The 18,493-nt window shown below is 37.3% G+C and carries 7 protein-coding genes and 1 rRNA gene; all 8 read right to left on the bottom strand.

Annotated elements, in window-relative coordinates; all coding sequences use genetic code 11:
• Positions 1-57: 57 nt before the first annotated feature.
• Positions 58-172 (bottom strand): 5S ribosomal RNA (gene rrf, locus ACFIL3_RS07625).
• Between the two features lie 1,353 nt (positions 173-1,525).
• Positions 1,526-4,666 carry an autotransporter outer membrane beta-barrel domain-containing protein gene (locus tag ACFIL3_RS07620; protein WP_375682010.1) on the bottom strand — a complete coding sequence of 1,047 codons (3,141 nt, stop codon included), beginning with the start codon at positions 4,664-4,666 and terminating at the stop codon, positions 1,526-1,528.
• Between the two features lie 135 nt (positions 4,667-4,801).
• Positions 4,802-6,745 (bottom strand): autotransporter outer membrane beta-barrel domain-containing protein, encoded by a 1,944-nt coding sequence (locus tag ACFIL3_RS07615; protein ID WP_375680977.1) that lies wholly within the window; start codon positions 6,743-6,745, stop codon positions 4,802-4,804.
• Positions 6,746-6,885: 140 nt separating this feature from the next.
• Complete coding sequence (locus ACFIL3_RS07610; RefSeq protein ID WP_375682009.1) at positions 6,886-9,234, bottom strand: autotransporter outer membrane beta-barrel domain-containing protein; 2,349 nt, start codon at positions 9,232-9,234, stop codon at positions 6,886-6,888.
• A 631-nt stretch (positions 9,235-9,865) separates the two neighbouring features.
• Positions 9,866-12,388, bottom strand: a complete 2,523-nt coding sequence (locus ACFIL3_RS07605; protein ID WP_375682008.1) for an autotransporter outer membrane beta-barrel domain-containing protein — start codon at positions 12,386-12,388, stop codon at positions 9,866-9,868.
• A 1,161-nt stretch (positions 12,389-13,549) separates the two neighbouring features.
• Positions 13,550-16,507 carry an autotransporter outer membrane beta-barrel domain-containing protein gene (locus ACFIL3_RS07600; RefSeq protein ID WP_375682007.1) on the bottom strand — a complete coding sequence of 986 codons (2,958 nt, stop codon included), beginning with the start codon at positions 16,505-16,507 and terminating at the stop codon, positions 13,550-13,552.
• Positions 16,508-16,551: 44 nt separating this feature from the next.
• The gene (locus ACFIL3_RS07595; protein WP_375668472.1) at positions 16,552-17,277 is read right to left on the bottom strand and encodes a right-handed parallel beta-helix repeat-containing protein; all 726 of its coding nucleotides are present in this window, start codon (positions 17,275-17,277) and stop codon (positions 16,552-16,554) included.
• Between the two features lie 829 nt (positions 17,278-18,106).
• On the bottom strand, positions 18,107-18,493 hold a 387-nt coding region (locus ACFIL3_RS07590; protein WP_375682006.1), incomplete at its 5' end, for an autotransporter outer membrane beta-barrel domain-containing protein.

Below are 18,493 nucleotides of genomic sequence, written 5' to 3'. Positions count from 1 at the left end.
CCTTGGGGCTGTGGTAATGTAAGGTTTATACATTGGTCTTTTGCATGCATTTAGCAGATCTGGCGGCGACTTACTCTCCCTTGCCTTAAGGTAAAATATTATCAGCGCTGGAGCGTTTCACGGCCGAGTTCGTGATGGGATCGGGTGCGTTCACTCTGCTATAACCACCAAGTCAGCAAAAAGCATGAATGATGAAGAGTATGTGATGAATATTGCCTATAAGCTTCATGAAGTATTGTCCTTTGAAGTGTGGTGATATGAAGCGGTTAGTTGCTTAAATCTATATGTTTGAGACAAAAATTAAAGCGGTTTAATATTCTCTTCTGCTGTTTTTAGTTTTTGTATACCAGATTGGAGAGAGCATCCAGATCTGAGTGGATATAGTGCGTATATCTTTGTTGGCGTAATATTTGAAATGGGGAGGCAATCTCATTGGGAAAGAATAAAGAGGTAGAAATCAGCTTCCCTCTGTTCCGCCGTTCTTTAATTTAGCTTTATGTCTTTCAAAAGTATCTAAAGCACTATCTGTTAAATAATGAAGATTCCGCATTGTTTCACGCTTTTTTTATTGTGTTTTTTACTGCGGGCATGTCCTTCATGCACGACAAAATACTCAAAATAGAATGGATTTGTTATTCCTAATTCACGACCTTGTTTTAAAGAGATATCTAAGCTCTCAAGTCTATTTTGTGATGGTGTTTGTGGGGCGGCGCAACGACATCTTTGATGCAACGGTGCTTGTGAATGGTATAATAAGAAAGTTCCCATGGAAATAATATAAAATCTATAGGGCGCGACCATCTTTATGCTTAATAAAAGAGCAAGTTGATATTGTTATATTTTTCAACACTGTCATATTCTTTGTTTGATCCCAATGTTGCTACAGCCCCTTGGCACTTGAGATAGTTCATTAGAGGCATTTTTAATCCTTTCTTAATAGTTTTTTATCCCTATGGCTCTTCCCCCTTGTCACTTGTAAGAGATATGGTTTTTGTTGATTCAACATGGAACAGGTCTAAAATGAAAGAATCTGACGATATTCTGGATTCTCATTTAACATGGAAAAAAATTAATTGTCTTTATAAATCAATATCTTGTCTTATAATGGAGCTGCTGTAGCATTGAGATTTTAGAGGAAAAACTTGCCTTTAAGAATTTATACCAGATACTAGTCTTTATAGCAGGTATATTAAATGTATATCATCTAAAATAAATGGAGCGTCCACAGCGAAGAAGGGGCTGCCTTTTTTTAAATCGGCATGAATGCTTATTCTGTTGTGCTGTAAAAACATCATCGCTTGAGGTGTGGTGATAATATAAGACATAAAATTTTATGCATGGGGTATTTTGATGAGAGAATGTTATGGTATTTAGTTTTTTATTCAATATGCAAAAGAAATATTATAAGTCAAAATCTTCTTTGATGTGATAATGATTTTTGAGAATTAAAAAAAATATATAAATTTAAATAAAAAAGCAGCACTTTGTGCTGCCTTTTTTATTTAAGTTAAAATTAACTTCTGCTTTAGAAACGATAACGTATTCCGCCAGACAAATTGGTGCCAGATACACCGGCTTTTTGCAGTTTTTGCCGATAGCTGATATCGGCGTTTAGTACGATATTTTGAGAAAGATATGCATTCACCCCCATGCCTCCCTCAACTGAAGAGCCGGTAGGATCAACATGAAAGGTATCAGCAATTTTTATTGTTTTACCATCGCCAAAAGTTCTGATAACATTCATTTTACCATAGAAGGAAACAGCCTTGTTTTCTTCAACAGCCATTATCGTTTTTGTTAAACGTCCACCAAAACGGATCAACCATTGATGTGGATTGCCCATGTCTACTTTTAAGCCATTGGTATCTGAGAAAATATCAAACATGAGATTTTGATAAATGAATTGAGCTTGTGGTTCAAAGACAAGCCCTTTTGTATCGGTTGCTAATTTCTGACCAATGGTTGCAGATATATTAAGCATCTCGGTACCATCCAATTTTGCGGCATTCCTAACAAGAGCTGTGGTAATATTTCCTTTTAAGGTTCCGTAAGAAAGAAGAGCGTTGACATATATACCATTGCTATGCTGGATGCCGCTATAAGCGGTAAGTGACCATTTATCAAGCGTTGTCTTTTCAGAATCTTGCATCTCTTTTGGCGTAAAGGCAAGCTTTCCGTACGTTCCTAAAAGACCAAAATATGCGCTTATGTCTTTGCTTTCTAAGGCGGCTAATATGCCTCCTAATTGTAAGGCAGTATAGTTTACATCAGCACCATAACCATAGTGCAGTGGATCGCGGTTGGAAGATAGGGTGACCTTCTCGCCGTAGGAAGAGAAAAAGATACCATTCTTTTTATTGTCTTTTGCCCCAAATACTGTTGTTTGCATATTGTCTAACAACGTGTTTTGATTGTTTACATCAGTAAATCCAGCAGAAAATAAAGTATTAGATATGGTTAAATAGTTTGCTACCTGTGGTAAAAGGGCCCGAACTTTTTTGTCTTTATCAATGTAGGCATTCTGTAAGCGGAAATCCCAGAAATCACTATTCTTCTTGCCAAAAAGATTTTGGCTCTCATGAGATGTTCCAGGCTTATAGCCTGTGAGTACATATTTATAAGGTTGTTTCCCTATTGTCATATAGTTTCCTGCTAACGTGAAGGAATTTTCGTTTGCTTGTCCGGAAACTTGAATGATTGAAATCCCATGTGTCCCTAAAGGAAGAGAAGCCATCTTCTCTTCCCAAACAGCAGAGCTATCGGTTTGGAGATTGATGTGAACAACAGTACTTCCTGAGACATCACCATTAATCACAATGCGATCAGTCTGTTGCTCCGTGATAGGAGAATGTTTATCCCATTGAGTGTTTACATAAATTTCTGCAACACCTGTTGTACTATAAACCGCTGCTGTGTGGGTCGTTTCGTCTTCTTGCGAAAGATTAGGTCCTATAAACAGAGTTTGATAATGTCCCTCAATGGGCTTGTCAAACATAATGGCGCTGTTTGTAAGGTGCAATTCAGAAAGATTAGAGTATGATTTTTCATCAACACCAAACTGTCTATAGTCATTTAAAATATTATCATTATTTGTGGCATTTTTATTCGCCTTTAAAAGCCATTTCGTCCCCTCTTTTAGATCAAAAACTGTTCTATTATCTTTAGAAGTTCTTACCCGACCTTCTAAAGAAGAGTGGTCTGCAACTAATGTAATGGTGTTTGTGGAGGCACTTTCGTTCTTGATATTTTTTAATAAAATATCGGCATGAACTTCTGAATTTTTAAGGTTGACTTCCCCGTTTACGCCTGTTCCATAAAGGTTGATACCGCTACCATGTTCAACGAAAAGCTTTGTATTCTCTAGGGTTACTTTATCAGCAATATTGGCTACATCTTGTTCTTGAACGACATTGTTATTCCTTTCAGCATTGCGTGTATATCGTTTTCTAGGGGTATAGTATTGATTATTGCGGAAAATAATACCGTCTGCTTCATAATTTCCCGTGACGTGTACGCTTGAATCCTTAAGTTTGATTGTGCCCTCCATGTTTACCAAACCAGCTGTTTCTGCTGTTACAGTAATGCCTGTAGCATCAATTTCTCCACCATCTGATACGCTTAGTGCAACAAAACGCGCATCAACTGTTCCCCCTATCATGTTGACTTTTGAATTATTTCCCTCTGCATGTACAGCAAAACCATTGTCTTGAATTTTTTTGTTATGTAGCGTTATGATCTTACCGTTTTTAGCTTCAACTCCAGCGCTTATATCCTCAATTTGTGTAGACTTTTCAGGTTGTTTTATTGGTGATATTGGTTTTTCAATCTCTGATTTTTCAGATATTTTTTGTGCAGATGAAGATTGCACTGGCGCTGGTTTTGCAGATTTTGGTGGTACCAGTAATGTTGGTTTTTCAGTTTCTACTCTTAAAGATATTGGCTGTGCGAGTTCTGGTTCATTAGATGTTGGTATTTGCTCTGTTGTTGGTTTTGTAGGTTCCGTTCTTGTAGGTTCAGACTTTGTAAGTGCTGGTTGTAAATTCGGTGAAGGTTGTGTAGGTTCTGGCTGTGAAGACACAGCAGAATTCGATAGTGTTTTTTCGCTGGAAGAGTCTGCAGAAGAGGAGGGCGCCCCTGAACGTCTTCTAGATTTTGCTTCCATTCCTGTTGTTGAAGATTGTATAATAGGAGTGTTTTGTGTTGTAGGGTTAGATTGTACACCTTCTGTAACTTTAGTCTTTGGTGTTTGTGTACTTCCTTGACTAAGATCAGAGTTTTGTTTTGAAGAAGAAATTATATTTCCAGCTGAATTTCCTTCAAGTTGTGTTTTGGGAGGTAGAGTGCTTGTAGAAGTAGGCGTTGTAAGTTTACTTCCTGTAGAAATAGGGCTTGCGCTCGTTCTTGTGGAGCTAGGTGCTGTAGGGGGAAGGAGGCCATTAGGGGTTGAAGATGGATATGATGGCATAACTTGTCCGATTCCATCATATAGATTTTTATACGGATCAAAAACTCCGGATAGATTTATTTGTGACTTGACACGAGCAGGTTGTAGAGAAGAAGAATCTATCGTTGTTGATGGATTTGTACTATGAATAGCATAAGACATACTGGTGAAAGAACAAAACAGAACTCCAGAAACTGTGTATAGTAAGAAGCTTTTTTTCATATGGATGTATTCCTAAAATATTTCTCCCCTCTCTCATAAAAAATAAAACTTTGGCCTCATTATGTCTCTTTTGTAAGAGACAAAACGAAACATAATGAGAGCGCGTTATATTTCAAGATAGGAATACAAGTATTTTTAAAAGTGATAGCGCATTCCAGCGGCAATATTTATTGCAGAGATGCCAGCTTTTTTGAATTTATGTTGATAGCTGATATCACTATGAAGCTCTATATTTTGCGATAAGTGCGCCTGAATACCAAAACCACCTTCAATTAAAGATTCCATAGCAGCAAGCGAAAAGTTTTCACTAAAAGTTTTGATCATGTTCAGTTTTCCGTAGAAGGAAAGGGCATGGCCTTTGTTTTGTGTCAAACGTCCACCAATACGGAGCAACCATTGATGAGGTTTGCTTATGTCTATTTTAGAGTTATCGTCATCTGAGAAAGAGCTCTTATCTGATAAAGAACCAAGCATGAGACGTTGATAAACAAGTTGTGCTTGCGGTTCTAGGATTACACCTTCAAAACTGGTTGACAGTTTTTGACCAACAGTTGCAGCGGCTCCTAATGTTTTACTATTCTTCACTTTTGAGGTATGTTTGATGAGAGCTGTAGCGTGATTTTCTTTGAAAATTCCATAAGAGAGAAATGCACTTGCATAGATGCCACTGTCATGCTGAATATTTCCATATGCGGTGAGTGACCATTTATCAAACATATTTTTTTGAAAGCTCTCCTTGTTTTTAGGAGTAAAAGATAATTTCCCATATGTTCCGAAAAGACCAAAGTTGCTGCTGATATTTTGATCTTTTAGCGCTATTAATGTTGCTCCTGCTTGCAATGCAGCATAGCGAATATCTGCTTGGATACCATCTTGTTTTGCTTGAACCTTGGAAGAAAAGGTGCTTTTATTGCCATAAGAGGATAAGAAAACGCCTCTTTCTGGATGATCTTTGGGCTCAAACATTGTTATTTGCATATTGTCTAACAAGATATTTTGATTGTTGACATCACTAAACCCGACAGCAAACATCGCGATAGGCATGACTAAAGAGCTTTCTTCTTGTGGTGTAAGAATTGTGCTTTTTGCTGTCCCATTAAGAGAAGTAGAAGTTGCAGTTGCTTTATCATCATCTGTAAGTTTAGAGGTGCTCTCTGTAGCCGCGGTAGCAGTATTTCCAACCTTTGGGAGCAAATTCATATGCGCTTTTTCGGATGGAAGAGTCGTTTTCGATGCTGAGGAAGTGGTGTTTGTTTGGGGATCAATATCAGATTGCGAATTTTCATTTATTTTAGGCTGTCTCATTCCATGATCTGTTCTTGTGAATGAAGTGTCCGTTGGAGGAGGGGATGTTTTTTCTTTTCTCTCCACGTTGGTTATTCCATCCGCGTTCAAAGTCTCTAATACTGCTTTGCGTAAAGTATTGGAAAGTTCCTTGTTTTGTCCTTGTAAAGCACTATCCACTTGTGCTGCTTTATGTAATATTTCTGCTTTATTTTGCAGTTTGTGCCAATCACGATTGTCTTGGCTCACCCATTCTTGGTGTGCAGCATTAACACGCTGTTGGTTATCAGCTTCAAGGATTGCTGCCGCCTTTACGGCATCGGAAACTGCTTTGTCGTAGCCACGTAATAAATTCCCTGCCTTTATCAACCGGCTTTGTCGTAAGTGATCAAGCTGTGCATTGGCCTTCATCATGTGTTGCATATCCAGATGATGATATTTAGCCATAATATTATCTACAGTATTATTCACATCTATAGTATTATCCACAGAGCTATAGAGTCCATTTGAGAATTGTTTATTGACAGATCTTAAATACTCTTCGAGCATCTTCCTAACAGACGAATTATCTTCCATCATGGCGCCAGAGGCGATCTTCTCAAGATTCTTTTCTGCTTGTGTTGGTGTGTTTATTAAATCAATGGCATGGCGATATTGTTCAGGTAATTTCATAATCTCTTCAATGGCATGGCGTTCCTGGGGGCTTAGACCAGAGGCGGTGCTGGTAGATGTGAAGTTAAAAGAAGAAAAAAATAAAGCACAAGCGGCTGTACATAACAAAAGATTCTTATGCATAGAGATGTTCCTTAAGATATTTTCTTTATTTTGCTAAAAATGAACCACTTTTTGACACATTACGGTTTTTTGTAATGTAGTTAAGCAGCACTGTTTTCATCTCAGCGCTGCTTATGCGTCAAAATAGAGAGCTAAGATTTCTAAAAGCGATAACGCATTCCTCCGGAAAAATTAATTCCAGAGAACCCAGCTTTTTGAAGTTTATGTTGGTAATTAACGTCAGCATGAAGTGCGATATTTTTAGAAAGCTGCGCGTTAATGCCAAGCCCACCTTCAAGGGAAGAGCCCATAGAATCGAGATGGAAAGATTCCATAACATCGATAGTGCGCTCCTCACCAAAAGCTTTGATGACATTCAATTTACCATAAAAAGAAAGAACACGATCTTTTTCAATAGGAAGCATTGTTTTTGTTAAACGCCCTCCAATACGGACCAACCATTGATAAGGGGGCTTTATATTAACTTGGAAGCCATCAATATCTGAAAGAGTGCCAAAGGCAATATGTTGATAAATAAGTTGTGCTTGTGGTTCAAAAGACAGCCCTTCAACACCAGTTGCTAGTTTTTGTCCAACGGTAGCTGATATATTTAATGTATCCGTATTGTTTAATTCTGTGGTGTTGCCGATAAGGGCTGTTGTAATATGTCCGTTTAAAATGCCGTAGGAGAAAAGTGCATTAATATAGAGACCATTGTCATGGTGGAGATTCCCATATACCGTAAAGGACCATTTATCCAGTATGCTTTTGTCAGAACCTTCCATGTCCTTTGGCGTAAAAGCGAGCTTTCCATATGTGCCTAAAAGACCAAGATTCGCGGTTATATTTTGATTTTCTAACGTTGTTAATGTCATGCCTGCTTGTATAGCAGCATAGTGAACATTAGCACCATAACCATATTCCAATGGACTACGGCTGGAAGATAACGTCATCTTGTTGCCATAAGTCGATAAAAATATCCCTTTTTGTTTATGACCTTCTAATCCAAAAACTGTTGAGTGCATATTATCTAACAGTGTATTTTGATTGTTTATATCAGCCAAGCCAGAGGAGAATATTGCATTATGCATAACCAAATAGCTTGCCATTTGAGGAACAAGAGCTTTGATTTTTCCTTCATCATCAAGAGTCGCATTTTGTAGACGGAAATCCCAAAACTCTTCACTTTCTTGCAAGAGACTTTGCTGTTTGTCAGCTCTCCCACGGCTGGATGTTGGTCCATAGCCATTTAATACATATTTATAGGGCAATCCACCCATTGTAGTGTAGCCATTTGCCAGCGTGAAGGCGGCTTCCTCTGCTTTTCCAGACACCTGAACAAGTGAGAGACCACGCGCATTCAAAGGAATTGAAACTTCATCATCATCGAATGGTTCTGCACGCTTTGAAAGATTGTTGAAATAGATCGTTGTGGTGCCTGAGACATTACCATGAACGAGAACACGGTCAGTTTTTTGTTGTTCTTTTATAAGACCATTACTCCATTCGGTATTAAAGTAAATCCTTGCGTTGCCCAATGCATTGTAAACCGTTGTTGCATCGAAGCTTCTGTTTTGCTCTGCTTTTGCAGCTTCAGCTGTTGGCTGTTTTCCCACATGCAAGGTTTGATATTGATTGTCTGCTAGTTTATGCGGCGCATTAAATATAATAGAGCTATTATTAAGGTTCAATACTGAGACAATAGACTGTGCACGTTGTTTAATATCAGTGAGCAAGTATCCTTTAGAGCTGTCAAATTCTTTGTCTACTTCAAATTGACTAATCTTTAGGGACCACTTGCTGTTATTATTGAGAGTAAAAATCGTTGTATTTTGAGGTAAAGTCTTTGCTCGTCCTTCTATAATCGAATTGTCAGCGCTTAATATAAAAGTGCGAGGATCGATATCTTTTGAGTTTTCTGGGATTTTATTTTTTAATAATATATCAGAACGAATTTCTGAACTTTTAAGTTCTACCTCAGCAACAGATTTTGCATAATCTGGTCCTAGAATACCAATACCATTTTCAACAAGAAGTTTTGTGTTGGTAAGAATTGCTTTATTGATAACTTTTTCGCCCTCTTTTACTTGGGAACTTGGGATGTAATCAAAAAGGATACCACGACTTTTGTGATGTCCGGAAACATTTATGATTGAATCTTCAATATGGATGATGCCGTTTGAAATTTCTAAACCACGGGAATTTGATTTTCCTACAGTTTTTTTAGCATGAATACGTCCACTTGTTGTTGCGGTAAATAAATTTGAGTCTGAACGCATTGTTGAATTTGTAATGGTGATAAAGGCTTTGTCATCAGCAACCACTGTTGTATATGCGCTGCGGATAAAAACGTTATTAAAGGTTTTTTCTTCTCCTGCTTTATCCGCACGAGCCATAACCATTGTAGGAGCTGATGTATTTGCATAAGTTGAACCGAAATGAGAAAAAATCAAAGTTCCAGCAATTGTACATAACAAAAAATTTTTCTTATAAATATATTTCTTACACATAGATATGCCTTTAGTATTTGGTATGCTTTGATGCTTACTTCATTCCCCTGATGGCGCAAGTACCCAGACAACTTCTATATCATTATGTTTTTATTGTAAACAACAAAACGAAACATTGCGTCGTGTTCTTTATCGTTAAAAAAATGATTTTAGAAGAGCTTTTAAAATAAAAATTGCAGTTGGAAACTATGAATTGCAGAAAAGCTAGATTGATCAGTATTCCGTTTAAAAGTGTTAAGAAACAAAATATTTTGCAAGGATGTTTGTTGCTTAAGGCTGTTGTTATGGAAACTCTACAAAGTTTTTGGAGAAGCTGTTGCTTTGTGCTTACAAAAAGCTTTTAATTGATTTTCTTACACAGAGAATTATTTATTACGTGTTTTAAAATACAAAAAATTTTATTAAAAGCATTTGATTTTTATAAATCAAAAAGGCAGCTCTCTTGAGAATTCAGTATTCATTTAGAGATAACAGATTTTATTACATTTGGTTTGAGTGAGATTAATTGGCTCAAGAAAGGTGGTAGAAAGAATAGTTGTTAACGGTTCTTTCCGATAGATTGTAAAAAGGCAGCACATTTGCACTGCCTTTTATTAAAATGAATAGAATATAAATTGTTTTTTGCGTTTTCTTAAAACTGATAGCGTATTCCACCTGAAAAGCTTGCTCCAGATATACCAGTTTTTTGAAGCTTATATTGGTAGTTAACATCAGCATGAAGGGCGATATTTTGTGATAATTGTGCATTTACACCAAATCCACCTTCAAGGGCAGCTCCTATAGAATCAAGGTGGAATGGTTCACCAATCTGTATCGTACCATTGTTAGAAAAAGCTTTAACAACGTTTAGTTTACCATAGAAAGAAAGAATACCGTCGTTTTCAATAGAAAGCTTCGTTTGCGTTAAGCGTCCACCCACACGCACTAAGTATTGATAAGGATTTCCCATATCCACATCAAAGCCATCGACATCTGAGAGTGTGCCAAGCATGAGGCGTTGATAAACAAGTTGTGCTTGTGGTTCAAAGACCAATCCTTTCTTACTGGTTTCGAATTTTTGTCCAATGGTTGCTGATGCACTGAATGTATCAGCATTTTTCAATTCTGCAGTCTTTCCTATGAGAGCTGTGGTGATATCTCCCTTGAGCATTCCATAGGAGAAGAGCGCATGGATGTATATCCCATTATTATGGCGCAGCCCACTATATGCAGTAATTGACCATTTATTGAGTGTACTCTTGTCAGCACCTTCCATGTCTTTAGGGGTGAAAGCTAATTTCCCATATGTCCCCAAAAGACCGAAATTGGCGGTCATATTTTGATCTTCTAGAGCTGCTAATGTAATGCCTGCCTGTAAAGCTGCATAGTGAATATCGGCACCATAGCCATATTGTAATGGCGTACGGTGAGAGGATAATGTCATCTTATTTCCATAAGTTGAGAAGAAGACTCCTTTGTTTTTATGATCTTTTGTCTCAAAGGTGTTTTCCTGCATCGAGTTGAGTAAAGTGTTTTGATTGTTTATATCAGCCAGTCCAGCTGAGAATAGTGCGTTAGGCATGGACAAATAGCTTGCCACTTGAGGAACGAGAGCTCTGATCTTTCCTTCATTATCGAGAGTCGCATTTTGCAAGCGAAAATCCCAGAAATTCTGATTTTTTTCCAAGATGTTTTGTGCGTTGTTTGCTTGTCCAAGGGATGATGAACCGGTATTTTGCGCTTCTTTCTCTTTTGGTGAAACACCTTCAATCATTGTTCCTGATGCTGATATCGTGTAGATTGTGTAGTCTTTGAGGGTATTTTCTTTTGATTCTTGTGATATTCCGCTAAAATGACTTTGTGTGCTATCGGCTGTCCCATGGCTGGATGTTGGACCATAGGCTTTGAGTATATATTTATAGGGCAATCCCCCCATTGTGGTGTAGCCGTGTGCAAGTTTGAAGGAATCTTCATTTGCATTTCCAGAAACTTGAATGAGTGAAAGACCACGCATATTCGAAGACACAGAATCTTCAGCTTTTAATATCTCACCTTTCGCAAGGTTCTTGATATGGACTGTTGTGCTGCCTGATACATCACCATGTATAAGGAGGCGGTCAGCTTTTTGCTGTTCTTTTACTAGACCATCACTCCATTCAATATTAAAATAAATTTTTGCATCGCCTGTGGCATTGTAAACTGTATTATAAGTGCTTTCTATATCGGGGATTGTACTTCCCTCAGGTCTACGAACCTCAGCTGTTCGCCCTACATACAAGGTATGATAATGATCTTTTTCCCGCCCTTGTGGTGTCTTAAATATGATAGAACTATTATTAAGATTCAGTACTGAAACGGTAGAAAGGGCTCGTTGTTTAATATCACTGAGCTCATAGTTAAACACATTAAAGTCAGTATCGACTTCCTCTTGAGAGGTCTTTAAGTACCATTTGCTTTTGTTATTCAGAGTCAAAACCGTTGTATTGACTTTTAAAGTTCTTGCTCGTCCCTCTATTGTTGAATTATCAGCGGTTAATGCTAAAGTTACAGGAAGAGTATCGTTGTCATAATATTTACGTTTCGTTTTATTTCTCAATAATACGTCAGATCGAATTTCTGAGTCTTTAAGTTGAACTTCAGCAACGGCTCTTGAGCAGTAGGGACCAAGAATACCGGTACCGTTTTTCACAAGAAGTTTTGTATTGCTAAGAACAACCTTATTGACAACTTTTTCTCCACTTTTCAGTGAAGAATCTTTTGTTTCATAAAAAACGATACCACCGGCACCTCCTCGTTGGACGGTTATGGTTGAATCTTCAACGTTGATTATACCATTCTTTGTTTCTAAACCTTTGTATACTGTATTTGCTTTAATTTCTTTAGCATGAATGCGTCCACCTTCTGATACAGAAAGTGCAGACATTTCCGTGTGTATTGTTGATTTTACAATTGTGATAGCTGCTTTATCATGCGCTAATATTCCAGGTCCTTTATCGCGGACAAGAACATTATTTAAAGTCTTTTCTTCTCCCTTATTTAATTCAATCTTTCCCAAAATTCCAGGAGTTTCAGGAGCCGATGTATTTGCATAAGTTGAACCGAAATGAGAAAAAATCAAAGTTCCAGCAATTGTACATAACAAAAAATTTTTCTTATAAATATATTTCTTACACATAGATATGCCTTTAGTATTTGGTATGCTTTGATGCTTACTTCATTCCCCTGATGGCGCAAGTACCCAGACAGTTTCTATATCATTATGTTTTTATTGTAAATAACAAAACGAATTATATCGATGATGTTCTCTATGATTTGAAGTTTTGCTTCAGAAAAACTTTTTTCATGATCATAAAAAGTTGAGAAAAGTGGATTTCATAAAACCTAGCTTGGTTAAGCTTATGCTAAAAGCACTATGAAGTATGATATTTAAAAATTGTCTATTAAAGATAATCGTTATAAAAAGCTCTATAGTGTTGAGATGTATTATTTGATGCACTCACCAAAACGATCAGCAAATTTTTTCTGCTATAAGAAGAAGAGATGAGGGGGCTATTCACAGGCTTTCTTTAAAGAGGCTAAGGGTAGCAAAGTCCATTTTTCTAAGGAAGCACAGCCCATTTCGCGATGGTGTTCATGAATGCTATAACGCTAAAGCCATAGAGTTCCATCATCTTTACGCTTACGAAGGAGCAAGCCCATCGCACTTTGCTAGCTCCCAATGTTTGTGACAAGCCCTTGGTTCTTGAGACAGTTCATGAGAGGACTTCTCAGGCTTTTCTTATATAACTTTTCTCCACACGCCAGCCCTGCTTGTAACGTGCAAGAAAATTTTTAATTGTTTCAACATAAAACAAGTTTGAAATGAGAGAATCCTACGATATTAGGGACTCTCATTCAACATGGAAAACAAAGAATTATCTTTATAAATCAATATACTGTATGGAATTAGAGGGATAAGCATTGTCAAAATGGTTTGCCTAAAAACGGTACATGGACATATAAATGAATCCTTACAGGGTGGTGTTAAGCTAATGGATTGAAGAAACAGGAGGATAAACATAGAAAAGGTATGAAGAGAGAGTTTCTTTTATCATTATCTTTTCCAATGTAGTCTTCTTTTTATTATCTAAAAATACACTTTGCTTAGCTTTATAGACAAATTCGATAATGAATATGCCGCGTGACTCGTGTAAATAGGAGGGAAGGAGATCATTGAGGAGAAAAGAAAAAAGTTTCAGGGGATAAGAATAGTAGCTTACATAGATTAAAAAGGCAGTATGTATACTGCCTTTTTTGTTAAATTGAATAGAATGAATAGGCTATTTACAGACTTTCCTTAAAACTGATAGCGTATGCCACCTGAAAAGCTTGCACCACTTATACCAGTTTTCTGAAGCTTTTGTCGATAGCTTACATCACCGTAAAGAGAGAAATTGTGAGACAGTTGTGCATTGATGCCAACGCCGCCCTCAATTGCTGTTCCTATGGGATCAAGGTCAAAATCTCTGCCAATCTGGATGGTACCATCATCACCAAAGGTTTTGAGAAAGTTCACTTTTCCATACAGAGAAATGACACGGTTCTTTTCTGTGGAGGTAGTAGTTTTTGTCAAACGTCCACCAATGCGTACTAACCATTGATAAGGTTCACCGATATCAACTTTAAGATTATCAGCATCAGAAAAGGCATTAAAGATTAGACGCTGGTAAACAAGTTGTGCCTGGGGTTCAAACGTGAGGGCTTTAATACCCGTTGTGAATTTTTGACCTATTGTTGTTGAGGCAATTAACATTTTTATATCATCGACTTTAGTGGTACTGTTAGCGATGGCTGTAGAGATATTTCCTTTCCAGATCCCATAAGAGAAGAGTGTATCCATATAGAAACCGCTATTATGCTCTATACCGCTGTAGGCTGTGACTGCCCATTTGTTAAGCGTACTCTTGTCTGCATCTTCTATATTTTGGGGGGTGAGGGATAATTGAGCATAGGTTCCGGTAAGACCCCAATATAGGATTGTATTTTGGCTCTTTTGTGCAGAAGCTGTAAAACCTGCTTGTGTAGCAGCATAGCGAATGTTTGTGTTATAGCCATATTGTTGTGACGATAGGGTTGCGATACTTCCATAGGAAGAGAGAAAGAATCCATTTTTTTTGACGTTATCTTCGATCCCTATAGCTGTTGTTCTCAGATCAGCTAACAGAGTACTTTGTTGAGCCATATCGATAAAACCAGCGTAGAAGAGAGCATTAGGTACGGCCAAATAGCTCGCTACTTGTGGTAAAATAAATTTCTGCAAACGGAAATCCCAGAAATTATCATTTTCTCCCAACAGGTTTAGTGTTTCATTTGCAGCACCATAGCTGGATGTTGGTCCATAAGCGGTAAGCCTATATTTATAAGGTGAACCAGTTGCTTGGATATAACCATTGGCTAATTTGAAGGAATTTTCATCTGCTTTCCCGGAAACTTGAATGAGCGAAACTCCACTGGTATTAGAAGAAGGGTGAAAAGCTTCTGTTATATTATTGCTATCTTTGAAATCACTCATAACATAAACTGTTGTTGTACCTAAGACATCCCCTTGGATCAGAAGTCGATCATTTTTTTGATCGATTATATCAGAGCTCTCAACAGATCCAACATTAAAAGAAATCTTTGCGTCACCAGAAGCATTGTAGACTGCTTGCGTGTCTGGTTTCCCAGAACCTATATGCAATGTATGATAATGGTTTTCTGTCGGCTGTTGAAAAACAATGGAACTATTGTCGAGATTAAGTATAGAAACATCAGAATGAGATCTTTGGGCAATATCAAGTAACTTGCCCGCATCATCTTTTTCTTTTGTGCTAGTGTTTACGAACCATGTTGTATCGTTTTTGAGATCGAAAGTTGTTCTGCTGTTTTCGTCATTTCTTACTCCCCCCTGTAAGAGAGAGTTTTCTGCGGTGAGTGTAAAGATTTGATCAGGTTTTGGCGTATCATGAGTTATACCCACGAATAATCTGTCGGCACTGATTTTTGAATCTTTGAGGTTGAGTTTACCATTTGATGAATTGTTGGCAACAATACCCGTTCCATCTTCGACAAAAAGGTTTGTATTGGTCAGGTTGATTCTTGAAGTCTGATCGTTTTTGGAGTCATCAATGCTTATCCCATTGCACTGTGCTTTCGCAGAAATATCTGTGACATCAATATATCCGCCATCTTTTAAGACAAATGCAGCTTCTTTTGCTTTTACAGTTCCTCCAGTCATTGTGATTTTAGATTGTTCACCATCTGCATGAAGCCCATTATTTTCAGATGTTACTATAACATTATCATTTAAAGTAATTGTGCTGCCTTGCTTGGCTTGTACCTCACCGCCAAAGGAACCGCCGTCCGTTACCGTTATTTGGGAATTATCATTAGCCAAGAGAGCCTTTTGTGCGTTCTTAACGGTGATATTTTTTAAAGTAACCGTGCTTTCCTTATCAGCACTTACACCTGTGGTTATCGGTTTATCATTGCTGCTGCTTGTTATCACGACATTTTCTAACTTGTTGTTGTCACTCTTGCTGTTTTCAAAAGAAGCCCCTGTCTCGGAAACAGTGATAGATCTTCCTGTCATTTGAATGACACCACTGTTTGCTTCAAGTCCGATGATAGCCTCTTTAATGGTTGCATTATCATGCAAATTAATCATGCTGTTAGGACCAATGGATTTTGCGCCAGTTCCTTTGTTATCTGTGGTGAGAGTGATATCTGTGACATCAATATATCCGGCATTTTCTGTCAACAGAGCACTTTTTTGCCCTTTTACAGTTCCTCCAGTCATTGTGATTTTAGATTGTTCACCATCTGCGTGAAGCCCATTATTTTCAGATGTTACTATAACATTATCATTTAAAGTAATTGTGCTGCCTTGCTTGGCTTGTACCTCACCGCCAAAGGAACCGCCGTCCGTTACCGTTATTTGGGAATTATCATTAGCCAAGAGAGCCTTTTGTGCGTTCTTAACGGTGATATTTTTTAAAGTAACCGTGCTTTCCTTATCAGCACTTACACCTGTGGTTATCGGTTTATCATTGCTGCTGCTTGTTATCACGACATTTTCTAACTTGTTGTTGTCACTCTTGCTGTTTTCAAAAGAAGCCCCTGTCTCGGAAACAGTGATAGATCCTCCTGTCATTTGAATGACACCACTGTTTGCCTCAAGTCCGATTGCAGCTTCTTTAATTGTTGTATTGCCATGCAATTCAATTGTACTGTTGGGGCCGTTAGCCCATGCACCTTTTCCATTGCCATCTGCCATTAGAGTGGTATCTATGCCATCAATATATCCACTATTTGCTGCAACTAATGCATTTTTTTCCCAGTTACAGTTCCCCCAATCATCGTGATTTTGGATTGTGCACCATTTGCATTGAGGCCATATTCATCAGAGGACACTGTAACATTGTTCTTTAAAGTAATTGTAGAGCCTGTACCAGCGTATATTCCATGCTCTTTTGCATTAAAGTATCCTCCTGATACCGTTGTTTGAGAATTATCCAACGCTTCTATACCCACTTTTACTTGAGTAACTGTTACGTTTTCCAAGATGACTTTACTTTCCTTATAAAGAGCTATTCCTTTTTCCATTAAGTCATCTTTACTGCTCGTTATTGTCACATTTTTCAGCTTGTTTTTATCACTTTTGCTATCTTCGAGAAATAAGCCTACTGTAGGAGCAATAATACCTACTGCATTCATTTTTATTATACCACCGTCTGTTGCCATCACACCGATTTCTTTAGCCTTAATCGTTGATTCTGATAAGTCAAGAAAGCTATTAGGTTCGATAATGCGTACAGTGCTCAACCAGTCGTCCTCCATGTTTTTGCTGTCGTGAATTATTGCTAAATTTTTTCCAATTATTCCACTACCTTTTATCACTATTATACCGCCAACAGTGAAGTTGGATGCTTCCTCAGTTATTCCATGAAAATTCATTAAGATTTTTTCGGCTTTTACATTAGTATGAGCATTAAACAGCGCGATTGTCGCAACAGCTGTACAGGATAGTAAAAATTTTTTAGACATGAAGATTTTCCTTAACTTATAAGCCTCCGCATATTCTCTCCCCGCTTATAAAAAGGATAAAGAACACACAATTTTCATCGGGAGGTTATATTATTTTAACTTTTATATAAAATATTTATATAATTTTATACTTTATTTATTTTTACATTTATATAGTAAATTTATTATTTACTTGTATTCTATAATAAATTTTTATTAAATGGTTTTTTATTTTGTAAATAACTATGTAATTTATAATTTATAAAACAAATTATTAAATATAAACTATTATAATTTCAATCACATAATGAATTTAATATTTGTTTTCTGTATATATAAAATATATTTATGTATATACTTAAATAATACTTATGATGATTGATAAAGCTTTAGCTCTTCTTTATGATTTCCTGAGCATTTTAGATAAATTGAGTACAAAGCATTGTGTTATGTTTGTTATGCCTGATTGGATTTTCTGCGCAAAAAGGTATTTTGCAGCAGATCTTCTGCCGTAAAGAGGTGAAGGGAATTCCTTTAAAGAAAAGCTAGTACATCTACTGCATGAAGAAGAAAGAGGTTTCTTTAAGGAATAAAAAGGACTTTAGCAGAAAAGAAAAGCAGGGTTTATTTACAAGAGGTAATATCAACAAAAGGGCTACATAATATTATAGAAAATTAAAAAAGCTGCACAATACAGAGTTGTGCAGCCTTTCTGTGCAAACGAACGGGAAAGCAACGCTCGCTTTTACACTTTTTTCAGTCTCATACGCTTGTACATGTGCTTTCCTTCTCATGTAGGGCACAGGCTGCTCTGCTTAAAATAAGAGGTTCCGAGAAGAATTTCCTTTCCTTAAAATTGATAGCGTATACCACCTGAAAAGCTTGCACCACTTATACCAGTTTTCTGAAGCTTTTGTTGATAACTTACATCACCATGAAGGGAGAAGTTGTGAGACAGTTGCGCATTGATGCCAACGCCGCCTTCAATTGCAGGTCCCATAGGATCAAGGTCAAAATCTCTGCTAATCTGGATGGTACCATTATCACCAAAGGTTTTGATCAAGTTTACTTTTCCATAGAAAGACATTGGACGGTTGTTTTCAGTGGAAATAGTTTTTGTCAAACGTCCACCAACACGGATCAACCATTGAGAAGGATTGTTCATATCAACGGTAAAATTATCAGCATCTTCAATGGTATTAAACATCAAATGTTGATAGGCAATTTGTGCTTGTGG

Origin of the sequence: Bartonella sp. CE47NXGY (assembly GCF_042195415.1) — a bacterium.
GTDB lineage: Bacteria > Pseudomonadota > Alphaproteobacteria > Rhizobiales > Rhizobiaceae > Bartonella.
Note: the sequence above shows the minus strand (reverse complement) of the source record. Positions and strands in the feature narration are given on the sequence as shown.

Coding starts and splice junctions, on each gene's coding strand:
- ACFIL3_RS07620 (WP_375682010.1), bottom strand. CDS start 4,666: ATGAAAAAAAGCTTCTTACTATACACAGTTTCTGGAGTTCTGTTTTGT.
- ACFIL3_RS07615 (WP_375680977.1), bottom strand. CDS start 6,745: ATGCATAAGAATCTTTTGTTATGTACAGCCGCTTGTGCTTTATTTTTT.
- ACFIL3_RS07610 (WP_375682009.1), bottom strand. CDS start 9,234: ATGTGTAAGAAATATATTTATAAGAAAAATTTTTTGTTATGTACAATT.
- ACFIL3_RS07605 (WP_375682008.1), bottom strand. CDS start 12,388: ATGTGTAAGAAATATATTTATAAGAAAAATTTTTTGTTATGTACAATT.
- ACFIL3_RS07600 (WP_375682007.1), bottom strand. CDS start 16,507: ATGGCAGATGGCAATGGAAAAGGTGCATGGGCTAACGGCCCCAACAGT.
- ACFIL3_RS07595 (WP_375668472.1), bottom strand. CDS start 17,277: ATGTCTAAAAAATTTTTACTATCCTGTACAGCTGTTGCGACAATCGCG.